The sequence below is a fragment of the Hallella multisaccharivorax DSM 17128 genome (assembly GCF_000218235.1).
Lineage (GTDB): Bacteria > Bacteroidota > Bacteroidia > Bacteroidales > Bacteroidaceae > Prevotella > Prevotella multisaccharivorax.
The window spans coordinates 3193847-3214425 of sequence record NZ_GL945017.1 but is presented as its reverse complement, the minus strand read 5'-3'; the positions used below and the strand labels follow the sequence as shown (position 1 = coordinate 3214425).

At 47.7% G+C, this 20579-nt stretch carries 18 protein-coding genes and 2 tRNA genes; 14 read left to right on the top strand and 6 right to left on the bottom strand.

The window, feature by feature from the left end; translation table 11 throughout:
* Positions 1–28 precede the first annotated feature (28 nt).
* Together menA and PREMU_RS13535 are read left to right on the top strand one after the other, a co-directional pair.
* Positions 29–970 (top strand): 1,4-dihydroxy-2-naphthoate octaprenyltransferase, encoded by a 942-nt coding sequence (menA, locus tag PREMU_RS13540; RefSeq protein WP_007576158.1) that lies wholly within the window; start codon positions 29–31, stop codon positions 968–970.
* 5 nt (positions 971–975) lie between these two features.
* Complete coding sequence (locus tag PREMU_RS13535) at positions 976–1605, top strand: HD domain-containing protein (protein WP_007576157.1); 630 nt, start codon at positions 976–978, stop codon at positions 1603–1605.
* Positions 1606–1644: 39 nt separating this feature from the next.
* Here the strand turns inward: PREMU_RS13535 and metH are convergent, their stop codons facing one another.
* From metH to PREMU_RS13520, 3 genes are all read right to left on the bottom strand, one after another.
* A complete protein-coding gene (metH, locus tag PREMU_RS13530) occupies positions 1645–4407 on the bottom strand; it encodes a methionine synthase (RefSeq protein WP_007576155.1) in 2763 nt (920 codons plus the stop codon).
* Positions 4408–4588: 181 nt separating this feature from the next.
* Entirely contained in the window at positions 4589–7210 is a 2622-nt protein-coding gene (locus tag PREMU_RS13525; protein ID WP_007576153.1) for an endonuclease MutS2, read from the bottom strand.
* A 135-nt stretch (positions 7211–7345) separates the two neighbouring features.
* Positions 7346–7783, bottom strand: a complete 438-nt coding sequence (locus PREMU_RS13520; protein ID WP_007576151.1) for a DUF3127 domain-containing protein — start codon at positions 7781–7783, stop codon at positions 7346–7348.
* A 215-nt stretch (positions 7784–7998) separates the two neighbouring features.
* On the opposite strand from PREMU_RS13520, the gene dnaN reads away from it, so the two are divergent.
* From dnaN to PREMU_RS13465, 12 genes are all read left to right on the top strand, one after another.
* Positions 7999–9123 carry a DNA polymerase III subunit beta gene (gene dnaN, locus PREMU_RS13515; RefSeq protein ID WP_007576149.1) on the top strand — a complete coding sequence of 375 codons (1125 nt, stop codon included), beginning with the start codon at positions 7999–8001 and terminating at the stop codon, positions 9121–9123.
* Between the two features lie 3 nt (positions 9124–9126).
* Positions 9127–9999: a 3'-5' exonuclease gene (locus tag PREMU_RS13510; RefSeq protein WP_007576147.1), complete on the top strand. Its 873-nt coding sequence runs from the start codon at positions 9127–9129 to the stop codon at positions 9997–9999.
* Complete coding sequence (porD, locus tag PREMU_RS13505; RefSeq protein WP_007576145.1) at positions 9992–10894, top strand: type IX secretion system protein PorD; 903 nt, start codon at positions 9992–9994, stop codon at positions 10892–10894. The genes PREMU_RS13510 and porD overlap by 8 nt, the downstream gene beginning before the upstream one ends.
* A 4-nt stretch (positions 10895–10898) precedes the next feature.
* Complete coding sequence (gene recN / locus PREMU_RS13500) at positions 10899–12569, top strand: DNA repair protein RecN (RefSeq protein ID WP_007576144.1); 1671 nt, start codon at positions 10899–10901, stop codon at positions 12567–12569.
* A 47-nt stretch (positions 12570–12616) separates the two neighbouring features.
* Positions 12617–14299, top strand: a complete 1683-nt coding sequence (locus PREMU_RS13495; RefSeq protein WP_007576142.1) for a tetratricopeptide repeat protein — start codon at positions 12617–12619, stop codon at positions 14297–14299.
* A gap of 158 nt (positions 14300–14457) precedes the next feature.
* Positions 14458–14530: transfer RNA gene (locus PREMU_RS13490), tRNA-Thr, on the top strand.
* A 4-nt stretch (positions 14531–14534) separates the two neighbouring features.
* A tRNA-Gly gene (locus PREMU_RS13485) sits at positions 14535–14605 on the top strand.
* 147 nt (positions 14606–14752) lie between these two features.
* Entirely contained in the window at positions 14753–15535 is a 783-nt protein-coding gene (locus PREMU_RS13480) for a porin family protein (RefSeq protein WP_007576140.1), read from the top strand.
* A gap of 269 nt (positions 15536–15804) precedes the next feature.
* Positions 15805–15963: a hypothetical protein gene (locus PREMU_RS15180; protein ID WP_156804031.1), complete on the top strand. Its 159-nt coding sequence runs from the start codon at positions 15805–15807 to the stop codon at positions 15961–15963.
* Between the two features lie 130 nt (positions 15964–16093).
* Positions 16094–16546 (top strand): hypothetical protein, encoded by a 453-nt coding sequence (locus PREMU_RS13475; protein ID WP_007576138.1) that lies wholly within the window; start codon positions 16094–16096, stop codon positions 16544–16546.
* 18 nt (positions 16547–16564) lie between these two features.
* Positions 16565–16765, top strand: coding sequence for a PspC domain-containing protein (locus tag PREMU_RS13470; protein WP_007576136.1), 201 nt, complete (start codon positions 16565–16567; stop codon positions 16763–16765).
* A gap of 26 nt (positions 16766–16791) precedes the next feature.
* Positions 16792–17415, top strand: a complete 624-nt coding sequence (locus PREMU_RS13465) for a porin family protein (RefSeq protein ID WP_007576134.1) — start codon at positions 16792–16794, stop codon at positions 17413–17415.
* A 13-nt stretch (positions 17416–17428) separates the two neighbouring features.
* Here PREMU_RS13465 and PREMU_RS13460 read toward each other — a convergent pair whose 3' ends face one another.
* The 3 genes from PREMU_RS13460 to PREMU_RS16030 all read right to left on the bottom strand — a co-directional run bounded on the left by PREMU_RS13460 (position 17429) and on the right by PREMU_RS16030 (position 20225).
* Positions 17429–17800 carry a rhodanese-like domain-containing protein gene (locus tag PREMU_RS13460; protein ID WP_007576132.1) on the bottom strand — a complete coding sequence of 124 codons (372 nt, stop codon included), beginning with the start codon at positions 17798–17800 and terminating at the stop codon, positions 17429–17431.
* A 201-nt stretch (positions 17801–18001) separates the two neighbouring features.
* Positions 18002–20026: a M13 family metallopeptidase gene (locus PREMU_RS13455; RefSeq protein ID WP_007576130.1), complete on the bottom strand. Its 2025-nt coding sequence runs from the start codon at positions 20024–20026 to the stop codon at positions 18002–18004.
* Between the two features lie 118 nt (positions 20027–20144).
* Positions 20145–20225, bottom strand: a complete 81-nt coding sequence (locus PREMU_RS16030; protein ID WP_373313179.1) for a DUF6578 domain-containing protein — start codon at positions 20223–20225, stop codon at positions 20145–20147.
* Between the last annotated feature and the right edge of the window lie 354 nt (positions 20226–20579).

The window sequence follows — 20579 nt, the reverse complement described above, 5'->3', positions numbered from 1 at the left end:
TGGTATAGTCGATTGAAGACTTAGGACAATGAGTGAGAATGAACATATAAAAACCAATTCGCTTACGGCGTGGGTGCTTGCCGCACGCCCCAAGACGCTCATGGGTGCAGCCGTGCCTGTAATGATTGGTGTTGCTCTGGCAATGAAGGAAACTGGTTGGCAGGATTTCCAGGCATTACCTGCTGTACTATGCTTTCTCTTCGCCTTCTTCATGCAAATAGATTCGAATCTGATCAACGACTATTTTGACTTCATCCATGGCAATGATGATCCTGCCACACGCCTTGGACCCAAACGGGCCTGTGCAGAGGGTTGGATTACACCCTCTGCAATGAAAAAGGGATTATTGCTGGTCTCACTCTTAGCTTGTATCGTCGGTCTGCCCCTTATTTGGTTTGGCGGTTGGGAGATGATTATCGTAGGAGCCTTCTGTGTCCTGTTTGCCTTTCTTTACACCACTTTTTTTTCATATCGGGGCTTAGGTGACATTCTTGTGTTGGTCTTCTTTGGGATTGTACCTGTTTGTTTCACCTATTATGTCATCATGCCCGACCATCTGAAAACGATTCCCGTATGCGTTGTTACGATTTCCATTGGTTGTGGACTCGTTATTGATACCTTACTGTGTATCAATAATTTCAGAGACAGGCGCAATGATAAAAGAGATGGGAAGATGACCTTGATAGTCAGACTTGGTGAACAGAGAGGAGCACAACTCTATCAGTTCGTCGGTTCGCTTGGGGCTGCTTTGACTATGATTGCTATCATGTTTGATGTACGCCATCCACAAATTGCCGTCATCTGCATGTTTCCTTTTCTTTTCTATGCCTACAAGCACTTGCAAAGCTACTCCAGACTCAAAGAGATATGGGAAGGTAGAGCATTGAATAAAGTACTTGAAATGACTGCACGCGATATGTTCATCTACGGATTGATGACCGTCATTGCAATTGTTCTCTCCTCTTTCTAACACCTATGAATGTCAACCTCGAGATAATGAATTTTGTTGAGCAAAATATTTTGCCACGTTATAATGCCTTCGGGCGTTCACATGGACTTGCTCATGTACAGCGTGTGATCAGAAACTCACTCGAACTTGCTGTCATGCTTGGAGCCGATGTCAACATGGCTTATGTCATCGCCGCCTATCATGATCTTGGAATGGCAGGGCCGAGGGCAATCCACCATATCACAGGGGGAAAGATTCTTGCTGCTGACGCGCGGTTGAAGAAATGGTTCTCTTCCGAACAACTCACAATCATGAAAGAGGCTGTGGAAGATCACCGCGCATCTTCTTCACATATGCCAAGATCAATTTATGGCAAAATCGTAGCCGAAGCCGACCGAGATCTGGATCCAGAGATTGTCTTTACTCGAGCTGTCGAATATGGACTTGAGCATTATCCTGACTATGGTGAAGAGCAACAATGGATGCGCTTCGACAAGCATATGGAAGAGAAATACAGTGACAAAGGCTATATCCATTTGTGGATCAATGGATCTCCCAATGAGAAAAATCTTCAAAAGGTTCGCGCAGTCATTGCTGACAAAGTATTATTACGGCAGACTTTCAATAGGATCTATTATAAGCAATTGATACAATAAACACTGTTTAAGGCGACCTGAAGGGGTCGCCTTAAACAATTAATTCTGAAACAAGTTGAGCCTGTTCTTTCTTGCCTCATCAAGCGAATTGAGCTTTACTTGCTCCTGATGATACCCATCTCTGAGCTTGGCATACCGTTCATAAAGTGTATCCAGAAAAGGCTGCCGCTCTTTGTCGTTCATCAACTTGGCAAGGATAACAGCACTTTGCGAGGCATCCTTCTGCCAAACAACCGGTCCCTCATAGGCTGGAGCTATTTTCAATGCTGTATGAAGCTCGGAGGTCGTGGCGCCACCAATTAGCACCGGTATCCTGAGTCCTGCTTTCCCCATCTCCCGTACAGTGTTGACCATTTCATCAAGCGATGGAGTAATCAAACCACTCAGTCCCACAACGTCTGCATGCTCACTGATAGCCTTCTTTACAATTTGATCTGCAGGCACCATTACGCCCAAGTCTATGACTTCATAGTTATTGCATCCCATCACCACACCAACAATATTCTTTCCTATATCATGCACATCGCCTTTCACAGTTGCCATAACCACGCACCCTGCTGTAGAGGCGGCGCCAGTCCTCTCTGCTTCGATATAAGGTTGTAGTATGGCCACAGCCTGCTTCATCGTGCGTGCGGTTTTGACAACCTGGGGCAAAAACATCTTCCCATCACCAAAAAGTTTGCCGACGATGTTCATGCCATCCATCAATGGGCCCTCTATAATATCTACAGCGTGTGGAAACTGGTTGAGAGCCTCATTCAGATCCTCCTGCAAATAGTCGCCAATGCCTTTTCTGAGTGCATATACAAGGCGATCATGAAGGGATTCTGTTCTCCATTCGTCAGCGATTGAGGCCTTGGGAGACACACCATTGTTGGCAGCTTTCTGAGCTTCTTTTTCCGCCAAGATATGTTCAGCCAGCTCTGTTAGTTTCTCAGCTGCACCCGAATAACGGTTGAGTATGGCATCCTCAATGATCTTCAAGTCGTTCTCTGGAATGTCCGAATAGGTAATTCTCGTTGACGGATTAACAATGCCAAAGTCCATTCCAGCCTTGATTGCATAATAGAGGAAAACAGCATGCATTGACTCGCGGATATAGTTGTTGCCACGGAAAGAGAAACTCAAATTGCTCACACCGCCACTTACATGCGCCCCTTTAAGATGAGTCCGTATCCATTTCGTAGCACGGATAAACTCTACTGCGTAGCTGTCATGCTCTTCAATGCCAGTGGCGATAGAGAGAATATTCGGGTCAAAGATGATGTCAAGCGGGTTCATGCCAACCTTTTCCGTTAAGAGCCTATATGCTCTCTCCGCGATCTCAATTCTCCGCTCATAAGTCGTAGCCTGCCCCTGTTCGTCGAAGCACATGACGACGACGGCAGAGCCAAAGCGCATAACATCACGTGCATGGGATAGAAACACCTCTTCTCCCTCTTTAAGCGAAATAGAATTGACAATGCATTTGCCTTGCAGACACTTCAAGCCGGCAGTAACCACCTCCCATTTCGACGAGTCTATCATTACTGGCACTCGGGATATGTCCGGCTCCGAAGCAATGAGGTTGAGGAAGTTTACCATCTCCTTACGTGCATCAAGCAGCGCGTCATCCATATTGACATCAATGACAAGTGCTCCGTCCTCAACTTGCTTGCGTGCAATGGAAAGAGCCTCATCGTAGTTTTTCTCTTTAATGAGACGCAGGAACTTTCTGCTCCCCGCGACATTGCAGCGTTCACCCACGTTAACGAATCTCACGTCAGAGTTGATGTCGAGAAGCTCAAGGCCGGAGAGCCATAGCGTTGTAGGTTTGGGCTGAGGCTTGTGTGGCTTCATCCCCTGAGAGAGGAGAAAATACTGATGAATGAAAGTCTCGTCAGTACCGCAACAGCCACCTATGATATTCACCAGACGATCTTCCATCCATTCCCTAATAAGCGGCGACATGCTCTCTGCTGTCTCATCGTATTGTCCCATGGCATTCGGCATGCCGGCATTAGGATAAGCTGAAATGTAGTATGAAGCCTTGCGTGCCAAGTCTTCAAGAAACGGGCGCATCTCGCGTGCACCAAATGAGCAATTGAGACCCACAGAGAAGATGGGATACGAACTGATGCTTCCCAAAAACGCGTCGAGCGTCTGTCCGCTCAGCGTGCGGCCAGCAAGGTCACTCACTGAAATGCTCACCATGATGGGCAGCTCCACGCCTCGTTCACGCATTACCTGCAGGGCGGCATCGATGGCGCACTTAGCATTAAGCGAATCGAAAATAGTCTCTATTAGGATGGCATCCACACCTCCTTCAACAAGTCCGTCGATCTGTTCCGAATAGGCTGCCCACAGCTCATCATAGGTAAGCTCACGAGAAGCGGGATCAGTGACATCGGCCGATAGTGACAATGTTTTGTTCGTAGGTCCTACTGAACCCGCTACGAAGCGTGGCCAGGCCTCCGTAGTAAACGTATCGGTCGCCTGACGCGCAAGGCGTGCGCCTGCTAAAGCCATGTCGCGTGCAGAACCTTCAAGATGATAATCAGCCTGTGAGATGCGTTGTGAAGAAAAAGTATTGGTCTCGATGATGTCGGCACCCGCTTGGAGATAACGGCGGTGAATACCAAGAATGACGTCCGGTCGCGTCAAATTAAGCATATCGTTGTTGCCTTTAGTCTGCCCTTCAATGTCTTTGAATCGTTCGCCGCGGAAGTCGGCCTCAGTCAGTCCAAGCCCTTGGATGACAGTACCTAATGCCCCATCCAGAATCAATACTTTCTCTTTGACAATATCTTGTAGCCTCTTCATCTCTTACAACTTGATAACTTATTACTTGCAAAATTACGCATTTTTCAAGACTTGCTCAACAAAAACGCGAAAAAGATATTTCTCCTTTTTTCCCCTAAGGAGATGTGGGGTGACTGGTTGAACATATATTTGAAAGGTATCAACCAGAGACAGAAATCCTGCTGCTATCGCTTCTGGACAGTCAGAAATCGACAACAGTGATGCCTGAGCCACCAAAACGCACATCCTCATCATGAAAGTTTGTCACCGTTGGCTCTGCGGAGAGATACTGCCTGATGAGTGACCGCAGTATTCCGTTGCCCTTTCCATGTAGGATGCGAACCCGCTGGACGCCCATCAATACTGCATCGTCAATAAAATAGCGCACAGCCTGCAAAGCCTCATCGCCTCGCATACCGCGGATGTCGAGATCCGGATGGAAATCCTTACGATGGTCATCGATGGTTGACTGCGTAACTGCTGACACGTGATATCCCTGCAATCCCTCTTTGATGCTGTCCATCTTGCTTTTGGGCTGGGCCGCATTACTGTCAGGATTGTGGTCAGCTGTCACCAGCTCAAGCCGTGAGAGAGGCACCTTGGTGCGCATGTCGCCAATGAGTACCAATGCGGTCTTACCTGACAACTGCTCCACCGTGCCCTGCGAGCGCAATCCTCTCAGGCGGACGCAGTCGCCTACAATGATTTGTCTCGAAGCAACAGCCGTTTTCAGTGGGGCATTGCGCAAAGCGGAAGCAGCCTTTTCCTCGTCACTCTTTTTTCTCTTCATTCTCTCCTCATGGCGCTGTTTCCGCGCTTTCAGCTGCTCTACCTTCTTCTGGAAGTCATCGTCAGAGATAAAGCCAGAGCTATTCTTTTGCTGGGACGCTCCTTTCCAATTGCCATCACCCACTTCTTGCTTGAAGGCGTCAAGCTCGGCTCTGATCTTTCGTGTCTCCTCCTTAGCTGCTTGTTGCTCACGGATTTCACGAATGGCATTCTCAATGCGCTTGTTGCTCTCACTGAGCAGTTCCTCAGCCTCCTGCTTCGCCTTGGCGAGCACAGTCTTTCGCTCCGCCTCTACATCGGTGATGCTCTTCTCATAATGGTCGATACGCTCCTGTAACTCCTTTTCTTTCTGATGTACTGTCTGCCGTTTTTGCTCCCAGTAGCGTTTATCGCGTACGATATCCTGAAGATATTTGTCGCTCTGAATGTAATCAGAGCCTACAATCTCTGATGCCTCACGAATGACCTGTTCGGGCAATCCTATCTTGCGTGCTATTTCAATGGCGAAGGAACTCCCCGGCCTGCCGATAGCTAATTGGAAAAGCGGGCGCATCTCATGGCGATCATAGAGCATGGCACCGTTGACCACGCCGTCGTGCGAGTCGGCAAAATGCTTGAGATTCTGGTAGTGAGTCGTAATGACGGCCCAGGCCCTACGGCTGCAGAACTGTCTGAGAACGCTCTCGGCAATGGCTCCTCCAATCTGCGGCTCAGTGCCGGTGCCGAACTCATCAATGAGGATGAGCGTTCGGTCAGAGGCCTGCCGCATCATATTTTTCATGTTCAACAGATGAGAGGAATAGGTGGATAGGTCATTCTCCAAGCTCTGCTCGTCGCCGATATCAATCATTATGTCATCAAAGATTCCGCATCGGCTCTTTCCGTCAACGGGGATGCTCAGTCCGCACTGCAGCATATACTGCAGCAGACCGGTTGTCTTAAGGCACACGGACTTACCTCCTGCGTTAGGGCCCGAGATGACAAGGATGTGCTTCTCGGGAGTAAGCATGATGTCGAGCGGCACCATTCCACCTTTGAGGTGAACTTCCAGTAAGGGATGCCTCGCACGGATCCAGTCGATATAAGGTGAGCTTTTCACCGCTGGTTCAAAAGCATCCATGTCTTTGGCCAACCGCGCTTTAGCTTGAATGAAGTCAATCTGCGCCAGAAAATCATAGGAATCGAGCATCTCTCTCACATGTGGTCTGATGCGCTCCGCCATCTTCATGAGAATACGGATGATTTCTTTACGCTCTTCCCCTTCCAACTCACGGATCTTATTGTTTGCCTCCACTACTTCGGTAGGCTCAATATAAACCGTGTGGCCAGTGGCACTTTCATCATGCACGATACCTGATATTTTTCGCTTTAGACCTGGTGCCACGGGGATAACAAGACGACCGTCACGCATGGCCGGTGCTGCGTCTTTGTCTACAATTCCTTCACTCTGAGCGGAATGGAGAATACTGTTGAGAATTCTCGACACCGAGCCCGCTGTGCGTGCCATCTCTTTGCGGATGTCGAGCAGAGCCGGCGAGGCGCTGTCGCGTATATGCCCGAACTTGTCGATGATCTGGTCAATCTGCTGGATGATGATGGGAAATGTAGCGACACCATCGGCAAGGTCATGCAATGCAGGATAATCCCATTTGCGCATCACCACGTCGCTGTCATCGCCTTCCTGATTGGGCAGCTCCTCACCTTGATAGAGAAACCTGACAAGGTCTTCGATGGTCTTGAGCGACCGGCGCAGGTCAAAGAGCTCACTCGCCTCAATCCACGTGTTCTGCAGCCGCACACGTTTAAGGCTCTCACGCACGTCGAAGAAATTGGTTAATGGAAACTCGTCACTCTCCTCTCCTATTCTTCGCATTTCACGAAGCTCTTCCATCCAGACATTCACTTGCTCCGCATCTTGGCTAAATGCCATTGTGGACACAAGGCTCTTACCCAATGTGGACAGGCAAAGAGAGGATAATTTGTCCTTGATTTCGTTGAAACCTATCTTAATCTCGAAGTTGTTGGGGTAAATCATAACGTATTTTCAGCCATTGCGTTTACACCGTAATGGCGATGCGATTCTTATTGAATCGCATCGCCATTACACCGTAGACGCCTTCCCTTTACACTGTAATGGGAAAGGCGTTTCATTTGTGACCGTTTATCATCCTTAGAAGGGCAGGTCATCCGTGTTGTCGCCACCACCTAAAGGATCAGCGGAAGGGGCTGGAGCTGATGCTGGTGCTGCGTTACCAGCAGGGGCGCCACCCAACTGGCTGTCTGGTTGTGCGGGCTGCACGCCCGTATTCACGGCATTGGGATCGATATGGTCACACTGGTAGCAGTTGATGTCGGTAAAATAACGATCCTGCCACGAGCGGGCGTTGATGTCAAGCCAAACATGAACTGTGTCGCCCTGATGAATATTAAACTGCTGAATGCGATCAGCGCCGAACACGCGGAAGACACAGGCGCGCGGATACTGATCCTTTGTCTGGATAACAAATTCCTGAGACTTCCATGCATTGCCTGAACGCTGGGATACGCCTTCTTTTGCAGGATATTCTTTGATGATAACTCCCTCAACTTCTATTCCTTGTAATGCCATTTCAGATGTGTTTTTTATTGTTTTGCATTGTTTAATGTGCGAAATTAGGCAAATTCTTGCTTCTAACAAAGCATTTTCCATTTAAAAAATGAAAAAACAAAAAAAACATGAAGCCATTTCCATGAAATAAGTAAATTATATGTATCTTTGTAAAATGAAAAGAATCAAACGGGTATTGAATTAATAGCCAACAATAATAATAAACTAAAGATACAATGAGATTTACACTTTCCAGTACGGCTCTCAACAGCCGTTTGCAGACCCTTGCTAAGGTCATCAGCAGCAAGAACTCGCTTGCTATCCTCGAAAGCTTTCTCTTTCAGGTTCACGATGGGCAGATGGACGTGACGGCTTCAGACAGCGAAAACGTCATGAAGACTACGCTTGCCCTCGACGAGTGTGATGCCAACGGAGAGTTTGCCATACCCAACCGGACCATTCTCGATGCTGTCAGGGAGTTGCCGGAGCAGCCTCTGACGTTTGAGGTCAACCCAGATACTTTTGAGGTAGCCGTTGAATATCAAAACGGTCGATACAACTTCACGGCGCAAAATGCGGAAGAATATCCACAAAAAGCCCCAATGGATAACGACGCACGCACATTGACGCTCAACTCTAAGGTGCTCTGCGAAAACATCAACCGTACCATCTTCGCCACCGACAACAACGAGATTCGCCCAGTCATGAACGGTATCTATTTTGACTTGCTGCCTGACTGTCTGGCTTTCGTGGCTTCTGACGGCCACAAGCTTGTACGTTGTCGCTATATGGGTGTGAAGAGTGAGGAGCATGCTTCTTTCATTTTGCCGAAGAAACCGGCGACGCTGTTGCGCTCCGTGCTCGACAAAAGCGAGGATGATGTCACCATTAAGTTCAACAGCAATGCCGCTGAATTCTATTTCCCCAATGGTCAGCTGACATGCACCCTCATTGAGGGTGTCTTCCCCAACTACAATGCCGCTATCCCTACAGACAATCCTAACGAGCTGACCATCGACCGTAAGGCTTTGCTCAGTGCGATACGAAGGGTGCTGCCCTTTGCCAGCATGAGCTCACAGCTCATTAGATTCCACATCGACAACGGTGGTCTTCAACTCTCGTCAGAGGATCTTGACTTCGCCACCAGTGCCAAGGAGAGCATTGTGTGCCAATACAATGGCCAGCCTTTAGAGATCGGCTTCCGTGGCGACTTCTTCTCAGAAATTCTCAACAGCATCACTACCGATGAGATCAAAATGTTGTTGGGTGACCCCAGTCGTGCGGGTATCATCCTGCCTACTGAGCAACCCAGCAACGAGGACATCCTAATGCTCATCATGCCATTGCTTTTAGGAGAGTAGACCATGCGACTAAACCTTACGAAGCCATTGGTGGTCTTCGATCTGGAGACCACAGGGCTTGATATGATCAATGACCGTATCATTCAGATTTCTTATGTCAAGGTACGTCCGGGCGACAAGGATGGTGAGGAAGTGCGCAAGAGCCTCTTTATCAACCCGGGAAGACCCATCCCTGCGTTCGTGCAGCAACTCACCGGCATATCGGAGGAAATGGTGAAAGATGCTCCTACCTTCAAGCAGTTGGCCAAGCAGCTGGCCGATGAGTTCACCGGTTGCGATTTCGCGGGCTTTAACAGCGATCGCTTTGATGTGCCCATGCTTGCCGAAGAGTTTCTCAGAGCCGGTGTGGATTTCGATTTCTCCAGATGCCGACTCATTGACGCACAAAACATTTTCCATAAACGGGAGCCACGCAATTTGGCAGCTGCTTACAAGTTCTATACCGGACACAAAATGGAGGACGACTTCCGTGCCCACCGTGCCGATCAAGATGCAGAGGCCACCTACCGTGTGCTTATGGGTGAGCTCGACCGCTACAATCCTGATACTGTGGAGGAACCGTCGCAGGCGTTGCCAAACGATATGGATGCACTGGCCGATGAATCACGCATGACCGATAACGTGGACTTTGCCGGACGAATGGTTTGGGAGAATGTAAAAGACAAGGACGATAAGCCTGTTCTTGATAAAAACGGCAAGCCGCAGCGGCATGAAGTCTTCAACTTTGGCAAGTATCGTGGAAGTGATGTCACCGAAGTACTGCATCGTGACCCCGGTTATTACAGCTGGATGTTAGCCGCTGATTTCCCTCTCAACACCAAGCAGGTACTGACACGTATTCGTTTGCGTGAGGCTAAACTCAACATGAATGCGTAGGACGCTCATGCTGCTGATCGCTGTCGTGACGGCATGCACCGTGCAGGGACAAGAGCTCTCTGCAAAGATCACGATCAACCACAACCAGATCAGTGGCGCGGATGTTGCTGTCTTCGATAATTTGCAGCAAACACTTACACAGTTTGTCAACGACAGGCAGTGGACCAGCCTGCAGTTCAGAAAGAATGAACGCATATCGTGCAGTTTCAATATTACTGTGACCAAATACGACCAGGCTACAGGAATGTTCACTTGCAAAGCGCTCATTCAGGCCAACAGACCGGTCTTCAACGCCTCCTACACAACGACATTATATAATAATACGGACAATGACTTCAACTTCATTTTCCGGCAATTTGACCAATTAGAGTTTAATGAGACCACCGTTGACAACCAGCTTACGGCACTCTTTGCTTACTATGCGTATCTTATCATCGGCATAGATCTCGACAGTTTTTCCCCGATGGGAGGTGGAGACGTACTCGAACGTTGCATGAATTTAGTGAACAACACCCAGAATCTCGAGTTTACAGGATGGAAATCGTTTGACGACGATCGTAATCGATTTGCTGTCATCAACGACTACCTTGATGGGGCCATGCAGCCTTTCCGGCAACTACAATACGATTATTACCGCAAAGGACTTGACCAGATGACCTCCAACGCTGACCGAGGAAGGGCAGAGATTACCAAAGCCATAGCAAACGACTTGAAAAAAAGTCACGATAACAGGCCGCAGAGCATGCTTCCTCAGATTTGGACTGACTATAAGCGCGACGAAATTGCCAATATCTACCAGGGGAAAGGCACTCCCAAAGAGAAAGAGTCAGTATATGATATCCTCTTTTCCATCAATGCCTCTCAGAATAATGCATGGGAGAGAATAAAGCAATGACGAGATGTTAAAACAATTATATATCAAGGATTTCACGCTCATTGATGAGTTGGACATTCCATTCAATCCTGGCTTCTCGGTCATTACGGGTGAGACGGGAGCCGGAAAAAGCATTATCTTAGGCGCATTACAATTGCTTTTAGGGCAGCGCGCCGATACAAAGCAAATTAAAAATGGGCGGAAGAAATGTGTCATCGAAGCTCATTTCGACTTGTCACACTACCCCATGGATGACTTCTTCAAGGATAACGAGATTGATAATGATCCTTCTGATTGCATTCTCCGGCGAGAAGTCAGCATTACTGGGAAGAGCCGCGCTTTCATCAATGATACACCTGTAGCACTGAATACCCTGCGGGAGCTCGGAGACCATCTCATTGACATCCACAGCCAACATCAGAATTTGCTATTGCAGAAGGAGGACTTTCAACTCAGTGTCGTGGATATACTCGCCGGTGATCAGAATCTCATCACCGACTACCGCAAGAGATACAATGAATGGCAGAATGCGAAAAAAGCCTTTACCGACTTTAAGCTGGCCTGTCAGAAAGGCAAAGAGAATGAAGATTTCCTGCGTTTTCAGTTTGCTGAATTGGACAAAGCTAAGCTTACGAATGGCGAAGAGCAGGAACTGGAGCAACGTGCACAGACCATGAGCCACACCGAAGAAATAAAGACGGCACTCTACAATGCCTCCGCAGCGCTTGCTGGAGAGGACAACGGCGGTATGACGCTGACGCGCAGAGCTGCCGAGAACTTGCACGACATTGAAGGAGTTCTCTCCGATGCTAAGGCTATCGCTGAACGTCTTGACTCCACTTATATTGAGCTAAAAGATATTTCACAGGAGATAGATGACCATTTGGAAAATGTAGATTTCGACCCTCAAGAGCTGCTGACCATAAACGAGAGGCTTGACCTTCTCTATTCTTTGGAGCAGAAATTCCATGTCTCTTCAACAGAAGAGCTCATTGTAGAAAGGGATAAAATAAAGGCTGAGCTCGACAATATTGATGGTGGAGAAGAAGAGCTGGAAAGACTTAAGACGGAGAGCGAGAAGGCACATTCAGCTTGCATGGAAGTTGCAAGACGCCTCAGTGAGACTCGAAAAACAGCTGCTGTTAAGGTGGAGGAAGAAATGAAGCAACGCCTCGTGCCTTTAGGCATACCCAAAGTAAGGTTTGCTGTCGATTTTAGACAGGGCGAACTGATGCCCACAGGCATTGACCGCGTCCAGTTCCTGTTTAGTGCCAACAGCAGCACTTCTCTGCAACCGGTTGCTCAAGTGGCCTCAGGTGGTGAGATAGCCCGTGTCATGCTCTCGCTCAAAGCCATGATTAGCGGTGCCGTTAAACTTCCAACCATTATCTTTGATGAGATAGACACCGGTGTCAGTGGACGTGTGGCAGAGAAAATGGCACAGATCATGCGTGAGATGGGCGACCACAATCGACAGGTCATCTCTATTACCCATTTGCCGCAAATTGCTGCTATGGGAACTACACATTATAAAGTCAGCAAGGAAGAAACCGTCGAGGGGACCATCAGCCACATGCACAAACTCTCATCTGATGAACGGATCACGGAAATTGCACAAATGCTCAGTGGAAGCAATATCTCACAGGCTGCCATTGACAACGCAAGAGAATTATTGGAAAATGCAGGCCGTAAATGAATTGATGAACAGAATAAGCGTTTGATAATAAATCATTTAAGATAAAAATGAAAGAAAAGATATTCTCCTTATTATGGTTAATGATTGTTGGTGTACCCCTATTTGCGAGTGCACAGCCGGCAGCCGTAAAGAAAGCCTCTCAAAGTGTATTTACCTTGACAACTTACAATGCTGACGGCACCATACATGCTTCAACTCATGGCGTCTTCACAGGCATGGCAGGCGAAGCTATTGCCATGTGGCATCCTTTCAAGGATGCGGCCCGCGCCGTAATCATCGACGTCAAAGGAAGACAATATTCTGTTGATGCCATGTTGGGTGTCTCGGAGAATTATGATCTCTGCCGATTTCGTATAAAAGATTACAATAACGTGGCATCTCAACTTCCTACTACCGTGGACAATACGCCATCTACTTCCGTCTATCTCATCGGATATGATTTAAAGAAGCCTGAAATCATGAACGTAGTACCGGTAAGAACAGAGAAGTTCATGACCAATTACAATTACTATGTCTTCAAGGATGAAGATGTATCTGGCTCCATGTTAGGCTGCGCCGTGATCAACAATGAAGGAAAACTCATAGGCATCGTACAGCGACCTGAGGAAGGTGGAGAGGCATTCTCAGCTGACGCTCGACTGACAACGACATTCAAGCGCTTCGGACTTTCATTCAACGATCAGACCTTGCGTGCTACGGGTATCCGTACTGCTCTTCCTGACGATGAGAAAGAGGCTTCGCTCATGCTCGTCTTAGCGGCAAGCCTCACTGACAGCATTCGCTATAGTGAATATATAGAAGACTATATCCGGTCTTTCCCAAATTCCACGGACGGGTATAACGCCAAAGCCTTACAATTTGTCAATCATCGTAGATTGGCTGCTGCTGATGAGATGCTGCAAACGGAGGTAAAACGTTCTTCAAATAAAGATGTGGCCTACAGCAATTATGCCGCTTTGGTTTATAATGCTTGTGCCTATCGCATTGATACGACATTCACGAAATGGAATTGGAACAAAGCTTATGAATTGGCAGGAGAAGCCTACAAACTGAATCCGCTTCCAACTTATCGGCACCAACAAGCACAAATATTGTTTGCACAGGCCAAATACCAAGAAGCGCTGAACATGCTGGCGTCCCTGCAGAAGACCGACTTAGGAAAGACCGGCGAGATTTACTATGAGGCAGCACAATGTAAGAGCCATCTTAAGGCACCAAAAACAGAAATCATGGAGCTGCTCGATACTGCTGTGAACGTACAGCCTGGCCCAGCATCGGCTCCCTATGTATATGCAAGAGGTAGACAATACGATGCGGATGGCAATTACCGCAAGGCTTTCTCTGACTATTTGCGCTACGACTCACTGATGAACAACAATGCAACGGCTGATTTTTATTATACGAAATACCAATGCGAGATGAAGATCCGTCAATATCAGCTTGCTCTTAACGATATTGCTCATGCTATTTATCTATCGCGCACAGAACCGCTCTATTATGCGGAACTGGCAAGCCTTCAACTGAGAGTCAATAAATTGGAGGAAGCTGTCAAAACATGTGACTTGGCTTTTAACATCAAAGGCACGGAGACAATGAGCGATCTTTATATTATCAAGGGTATGGCTCTCTGCGAAATGAAAAAGAATGACAAAGGCCTTGAGGCATTGACAAAAGCTAAGGAATTGGGTGACAACCGTGCTGAGAAACTGATCAAAAAGTATAGTAAATGATCAGAATCGATCCTATTGATGTTATTCTATCAGAAGATTTTATCAATGGGAAAGCCAATTGAAATGTCAAGGCAGCCATGGTGACTGCCTTTTTTCAAAAAAAAACAAGCTTACCCTTTGCAGGAATAAAAAAAAGGTTTACCTTTGCACACGCAAACGCCGATATGGCTCAGTTGGTAGAGCAACGCATTCGTAATGCGTGGGTCCCCGGTTCGAGTCCGGGTATCGGCTCTGTGCGGGATTAGCACATCGGTAGTGTACGGGCTTCCCAAGCCTGGGAGGCGGGTTCGATTCCCGTATCCCGCTCTTTCTCTATTCAGACTGTATTTTTATATTTAGTATTATAGTTAAAGATTATTTCCCTGATGAGCTCCTAATTCCTGCAGCGCTTCATTTCTTTTACAGCAACAAATATAGGACTCATATAATATTCACATATATAATATCAAACCAATGAAGAAACAGTTAATGTGTTCAGTGGCCTTGTTGATGGTTGCTTCAAGTGTATGCGCTCAGCAGAAGGCCGGTACATTCTCCATCACGCCGAAGGCAGGTGTCACAGTAAGTAACTTCTCAGGTAAAATGCCAGTTAGTGTCGCCTATGCTGTTGTTCATCAATTATCTGCCGGCGAATCGACTCTTGTTCCTGAATCGGATACTGATTTACCAAAGATAGGCGCTGTGGGATTCAACAAAAGCAAAATCAAGTTTGGATTTACTGTGGGTGCAGAGGCACAGTATCAGTTCTCTGACCTTTTCGGTCTTTCCTTCGGAGCCTTCTACACCCAACAGGGTGCAAGCTACGACACAAAAGGCTTCGTAAATACCACAGATGATAAAGTAAAGATAGCAATTAATGAGGACCTGAAGATTCATCTGAACAGCATTACAGTGCCAATCCTTGCTAATGTATATGTATGGAAAGGCCTCGCTGTAAAAGCTGGCCTGCAACCTGAATTTGCTGTTAGTAAAAAGACAAGTGGTGACGTTTCCATCAGCTATCAGGGTCAGTCGGTGTCAGTATCTGGCAGCGAGGATGCTGGAATCAAGACATTCTCATTGTCTGTTCCTGTTGGTGTAAGCTATGAATACAAGAATGTCGTTGCCGATCTGAGATACAATATCGGAGTAACTGATTTGCGTAAGGATGGCGATGCGGGATCCAACAATAACTTCAGCTCCACCTCCTGTAATCGTACTCTGCTGTTTACCGTTGGCTATAAGTTTGAATTATAACCCTGTTCTTTCCAATAAGTCGGGGTTATCTTTAAGGCTTCCTTGAAAGGGGGAAGCCTAATTCTTTTATACCGTGACTTGCTTCATTTGCCGCCAGCCTGCCTGGTATTGTTCTTATGTGTGCAAAGATACCAATCCTTATTTGTTTCTATATGCGCTCTAAGATATCATTGCTACATCGACTTTACCTATCTTTAGGTATTGTCTCAAATTAAGGGAAGCTATCACGTTGCAGCCGAAATAGTGAAAACATAGATAAATACTCGGATATGACAAAGACGGAGACACCGTTAAAGGAAGTTCCCCAATCCATTGGATATGTGACTAAAGAGTTGGTGCTTGACCAAGGTGCAACAGTGCCAGTATTGTTGACAGGAAACGTGACCACACTTTGGTCAGGGTGTGACCAAGGCGTGGTCATGCAATGACCAAGGCGTGGTCATCGCGTGGCTAAAGGCTGACCATGCAATGACATGCCCACGAAAGTGTCTCCGGTCAGTCATGCACATTTTACAGGAATTGCACGCATATATCAAATTTATTTCGTAATTTTGGGGCATGAGTAAGATTTATCTTGCAAGCAGCTGGCGCAATAAGGATCAGCAAAGAATAGTTCGCATTCTGAGAGATGCAGGGCATGAGGTCTACGACTTTGAACATGCCTCGTATAACGACCACAATATCAATGGCTTTTGTGGAAGCGTCGGCTTTCATTGGAGTCTGGTTGATAAGGACTGGCAGCAATGGGATGTAAAGCAATATCAGAAAGGTTTACAGCATCCTGTGGCTGAGCGTGGCTTTCAACGTGACATAGATGCGTTGAAGTGGGCAGACACCTGTGTACTTCTCCTCCCCTGTGGTCGTTCGGCTCATACAGAGGCAGGATGGATGAAGGGTGCCGGAAAGCGAGTCTTCGTCATGGTGGAGCATCTTGGAGAGCCCGAACTGATGTACCGTCTGTTCGATGGAGTATGCGGTTCGGAAGAAGAGCTGCTTGAGAAATTGAAATAATTATTATATTCAGAGCTTATGGATAAAGACAAGAAACTGTTGAGGTCAACGAAAAACAGATGGATCGCAGGAGTGTGTGGTGGTTTAGCCGACTTCTTCGATCTGAATGCCGACTTGGTGCGGCTGATCTATGTAGTGCTTACCTTCGGCACGGCTTTCTGTGGTGTCATCGTATATATCATCCTGGCAATCGTCGTGCCCAAAGACAACAATGAGTAGCGGATAATGAAAACAAGATAGATAGTATGATAAATTACACCAATATTAAAATATTACATGCGATAGTCCTGTTATTAGCATTAATAGGATTCTCCGCTACAAGTCATGCACAAAAGAAACATTTTGAACATAACCTGTATATAGGCTTAGGTGGAGTGACCTCGACACCTTTTGATGATGGTTCTTACGCTTTCCGGATGGGCTATGGCTTGAATTGTCATGTGTCAGGCCATTGGTCCATTATGCCGGGTATCGGATATCGGGCGCGTTTCCAGATTGGTGACACGGACCCAGGAGTTGATGCGTACGATTGTTCATACATCGATGTCCCCGTTCTCGTACAATATCATCTGATGAACAACCCACGTAAGAGCGGGCTTGTTGTTGAGTTGGGCCCAGTGTTCTCCTTTCTTACCTCTAATGCTACCCATTATAATGATGCAGATCCAGGAGACGCATTGAATGATAAAGATGTTTATAGGCTATTTGACTTGGGACTGCAGCCTGGCGTGTATTATCAGTTGGGCAGACATTGGAGGCTTGGTGTTCAGGGACATATTGGCCTATTGGACGTTATAAAGAAATATTCTTCTGTCAACGAGAGCTATCACAACCACGACCTTTCTATAGTAGCAAACTTCCATTTTTAGACCTATTGATGAATTACTTCTTATATTCCTGCCATTCAATCCATCCACCACGGAGGTTGATGACGTGGTAGCCACTTTTTGCCAACATGGCGGCAGCCTTGAGACTGCGCTTACCCGAACGGCAATAGACAGCAATGTTCTTGCTCTTGGATAAGGTTACCGCCTTACACTCAAAGTCAGGCTTTAGTACATCGATATTGAGGGCATTGTCAATATGACCATTGGCATATTCTTCAGCTGTGCGGACATCTACAAGTACAACGGAGTCCGACCTGATGATTTCTTCAAATTGCGTGGCATCAACAGTCTTGATGCTATCTGACTGTGCGCTGGCGTTGCTTGCAAGACCCAACAAGCCAAGCAGGAGAGCTAAAATTTTCTTCATGTTTTATGCAATACTAAGGAGTCAGGGATAATCGTTGAGCAACCGGAAAGATAGCCGTCCGCATGCCGTAACCCGTCATGATAGTGAATACAGAGTTGGCCTGTGTTCTCCTTTTGTCTACGGCGTAGAGGCACTGCCTTTACGGCGTAAAGGGTTTGTCTTTACGCTTTACGCCGTAAACGTGTGAAGACGGCAAGCAATTTACCAGATGTGGGCACGCTTATTCTTCGGCAAGAAGAGCTTGTCGCCCTTCTTTACGCTAAAGGCCTTGTACCAGGCGTCAATCTGCGGTAGAGCACCGTTGACGCGAGCCATATTGGGAGAGTGGACGTCCACGGTGAGCAGATACTTCACGTATTCGGGTGCCATGTTTGAGGCCCACACGCGGCCCCATGCCAGGAAGAAGCGCTGTTCGGGGGTGAAGCCGTCCTTCACGCCGAGGGGATTCTGCTTCATGGCGTTCTCGAGGGCACGCAGGGCAATGTTCAGGCCGCCGTTGTCGCCGATGTTCTCGCCTAAGGTCTGTTTGCCGTTCACCTTTACGCCAGGCAGCACTTCGAAGGCCGAGAAGTTGTCGGCCAGCACTTTCGTACGTGCATCGAAGTTGCGTTTGTCGGCTGCCGTCCACCAGTTGCGCTGGTTGCCGGTTTTGTCAAACTGCGAGCCCTGGTCGTCGAAGCCGTGGCTCATTTCGTGTCCAATGACGCCGCCTATGGCGCCGTAGTTAGCCGCGTCGTCGGCTGTGGGGTCAAAGAAAGGCGGCTGCAGTATGGCGGCAGGGAAACATATCTCGTTCGTGGTGGGGTTATAGTAGGCGTTGATGGTTTGCGGCGTCATGCCCCACTCCGTCTTGTCCACCCGTTTATTGGCCCGTCGGGCTATGACGTCGTCGGTCTCCCAGCGGGCTATATTCTGCAAGTTGGCATACAGCGAAAGGCTGTCGTTCACCTGGAGGCCGCTATAGTCCTTCCACTTGTCGGGGTAGCCTATCTTGATGATGAAGTTCGACAGCTTGTCCTTGGCCTGAGCCTTGGTCTCGGCACCCATCCATGTGGCCTCGTCAATGCGCTGGCCCAGCGCTGTCTGCAGGTTGTGTACCAGCTCGAGCATACGCTTCTTTGAACTCTCTGGGAAGTATTTCTCTACGTACAGCTTACCGATGGCTTCGCCTAAGGTCCCACTTACCAGGCTTACGGCGCGTTTCCAGCGCGGCCGGTCCTGCTTGGTGCCGCTGAGGACGGAGCTGAATTTGAACGCCTCGGCGCGGAAGTCGTCGCTCAACTGGCTGCTGGCACCGCTGATGACGCGGGCCTCGGCATACGTCTTGAGATCATCGAGAGAGGTTTCTTCCAGAATCTTCTCTACCTCATGAATGGGTTCGGGCTGCCCCACTACCACGTCGTCGAAGGCAGGGAATCCACTCTTGAGGAATACGTTGCCCCAGTCAATGCCCGGATAGTCGGTCACTAACTGCGTGTACGACAGCTTGTGGTAGTTGGCGTCAATGTCGCGCAGCTTCACGCGGTCGTAGCTGACACGGGCTATGCGCGTCTCGATGGCGAGCACGGCCTGCATCTTCTTCTCGGCCGTGGCCTCATCGCTACCCGTCATCATGAAGAGCTTTTTGAGGTAGGCCTTGTAGGCTTCCAACACGTGCTTGTTCTGTGCGTCGTCAGAAAGATAATAGTCGCGGGTGCCGAGACCCAGCCCGCCCTGGCTAAGGCTTACGATATTCCAGTCGGCATTGCGCAAGTCAGCCCCAATGCCTATGCCGAACATCATCGTGTTCTCGCCGTTGCGGTCGAGTGCGGCCGTCACTAACTGATACTCTTTCTTGTTTCTGATGTCCGCAATCTTCTTCAGCGTAGGCTTGATGGGAGTCCAACCCTCACGGTTCAGGCGTGTGCTGTCCATCATCAGGTTATAGAGAGACCCTATCTTCTGTTCGAGCGATCCCTGTTTTTGCGGGCTGCCGGCATACTGCAGGATAATGTTTTGTATGCGCTTCTGGTTGAGCTCGTAGAGATCGGTGAAGGCGCCGTTATCAGAGTGCTCGGCGTCGAGGGGATGGCTTTTGAGCCAGCCTCCTGCGGCAAAGTGGTAGAAGTCGTCGCCCGGCCGCACACTGCGGTCGAGGTTGTTCAAGTCAATGCCTGACGAAAGGGTCTGGGCCATGACGCCTGTGGCGGCAAACACCAGACTAAGAAGAAGTGCTTTTCTCTTCATGTTTGTTTTTATGAGTTATAATAATTAAACGGTTATTTACATATATAGACGCAGTTCTGCCCCATTTTGCTACAGATGTACTCGCATTTTTAAGCTATTTTTTCATTGGTGAATTCAACTAACCCATTTCCCCGACTGAAAAAGCATCACCACAACATTGAAGCTGCCAAAATTCATAATAAATGATGCATTCATCCATTTATTGGTAAGTGTCTGACCTATCTTTATGAGCATCAAGGCCTGCGCGATATCTTCGGTAGTCCCTTGTCTGGTTACAATGGGTTTGTTGAGCGCAAGTCTCTCGAATTCTGGGATATGATGGTCAGTAATGGCAGCATAGATACAGTGAGGGATATTACTTCTTTAGAGGTCTTATCCATGGGGATAAAGTTAGACATCTTAGAAGAATTCGTAAAGAAACACATGTTAATTCACACTAAATCCAGTAGTACCAGAAATATAAATAGGAATAGATATAGGGGAACAGCAGAACATAAAAATTTACGTACGAATATTTGTTAATAATTACAATTTTAACTACCTTCGCTTTATA

What these genes read in the sequence shown, in the direction of transcription:
- dnaN (WP_007576149.1), top strand. Translation starts at nt 7,999, where the DNA reads ATGAGATTTACACTTTCCAGTACGGCTCTCAACAGCCGTTTGCAGACC.
- recN (WP_007576144.1), top strand. Translation starts at nt 10,899, where the DNA reads ATGTTAAAACAATTATATATCAAGGATTTCACGCTCATTGATGAGTTG.
- PREMU_RS13470 (WP_007576136.1), top strand. Translation starts at nt 16,565, where the DNA reads ATGGATAAAGACAAGAAACTGTTGAGGTCAACGAAAAACAGATGGATC.
- porD (WP_007576145.1), top strand. Translation starts at nt 9,992, where the DNA reads ATGCGTAGGACGCTCATGCTGCTGATCGCTGTCGTGACGGCATGCACC.
- PREMU_RS13460 (WP_007576132.1), bottom strand. Translation starts at nt 17,800, where the DNA reads ATGAAGAAAATTTTAGCTCTCCTGCTTGGCTTGTTGGGTCTTGCAAGC.
- PREMU_RS13480 (WP_007576140.1), top strand. Translation starts at nt 14,753, where the DNA reads ATGAAGAAACAGTTAATGTGTTCAGTGGCCTTGTTGATGGTTGCTTCA.
- PREMU_RS13520 (WP_007576151.1), bottom strand. Translation starts at nt 7,783, where the DNA reads ATGGCATTACAAGGAATAGAAGTTGAGGGAGTTATCATCAAAGAATAT.
- PREMU_RS13535 (WP_007576157.1), top strand. Translation starts at nt 976, where the DNA reads ATGAATGTCAACCTCGAGATAATGAATTTTGTTGAGCAAAATATTTTG.
- menA (WP_007576158.1), top strand. Translation starts at nt 29, where the DNA reads ATGAGTGAGAATGAACATATAAAAACCAATTCGCTTACGGCGTGGGTG.
- PREMU_RS13475 (WP_007576138.1), top strand. Translation starts at nt 16,094, where the DNA reads ATGAGTAAGATTTATCTTGCAAGCAGCTGGCGCAATAAGGATCAGCAA.
- PREMU_RS15180 (WP_156804031.1), top strand. Translation starts at nt 15,805, where the DNA reads ATGACAAAGACGGAGACACCGTTAAAGGAAGTTCCCCAATCCATTGGA.
- PREMU_RS13510 (WP_007576147.1), top strand. Translation starts at nt 9,127, where the DNA reads ATGCGACTAAACCTTACGAAGCCATTGGTGGTCTTCGATCTGGAGACC.
- PREMU_RS13455 (WP_007576130.1), bottom strand. Translation starts at nt 20,026, where the DNA reads ATGAAGAGAAAAGCACTTCTTCTTAGTCTGGTGTTTGCCGCCACAGGC.
- metH (WP_007576155.1), bottom strand. Translation starts at nt 4,407, where the DNA reads ATGAAGAGGCTACAAGATATTGTCAAAGAGAAAGTATTGATTCTGGAT.
- PREMU_RS13495 (WP_007576142.1), top strand. Translation starts at nt 12,617, where the DNA reads ATGAAAGAAAAGATATTCTCCTTATTATGGTTAATGATTGTTGGTGTA.
- PREMU_RS13465 (WP_007576134.1), top strand. Translation starts at nt 16,792, where the DNA reads ATGATAAATTACACCAATATTAAAATATTACATGCGATAGTCCTGTTA.
- PREMU_RS13525 (WP_007576153.1), bottom strand. Translation starts at nt 7,210, where the DNA reads ATGATTTACCCCAACAACTTCGAGATTAAGATAGGTTTCAACGAAATC.
- PREMU_RS16030 (WP_373313179.1), bottom strand. Translation starts at nt 20,225, where the DNA reads ATGGATGAATGCATCATTTATTATGAATTTTGGCAGCTTCAATGTTGT.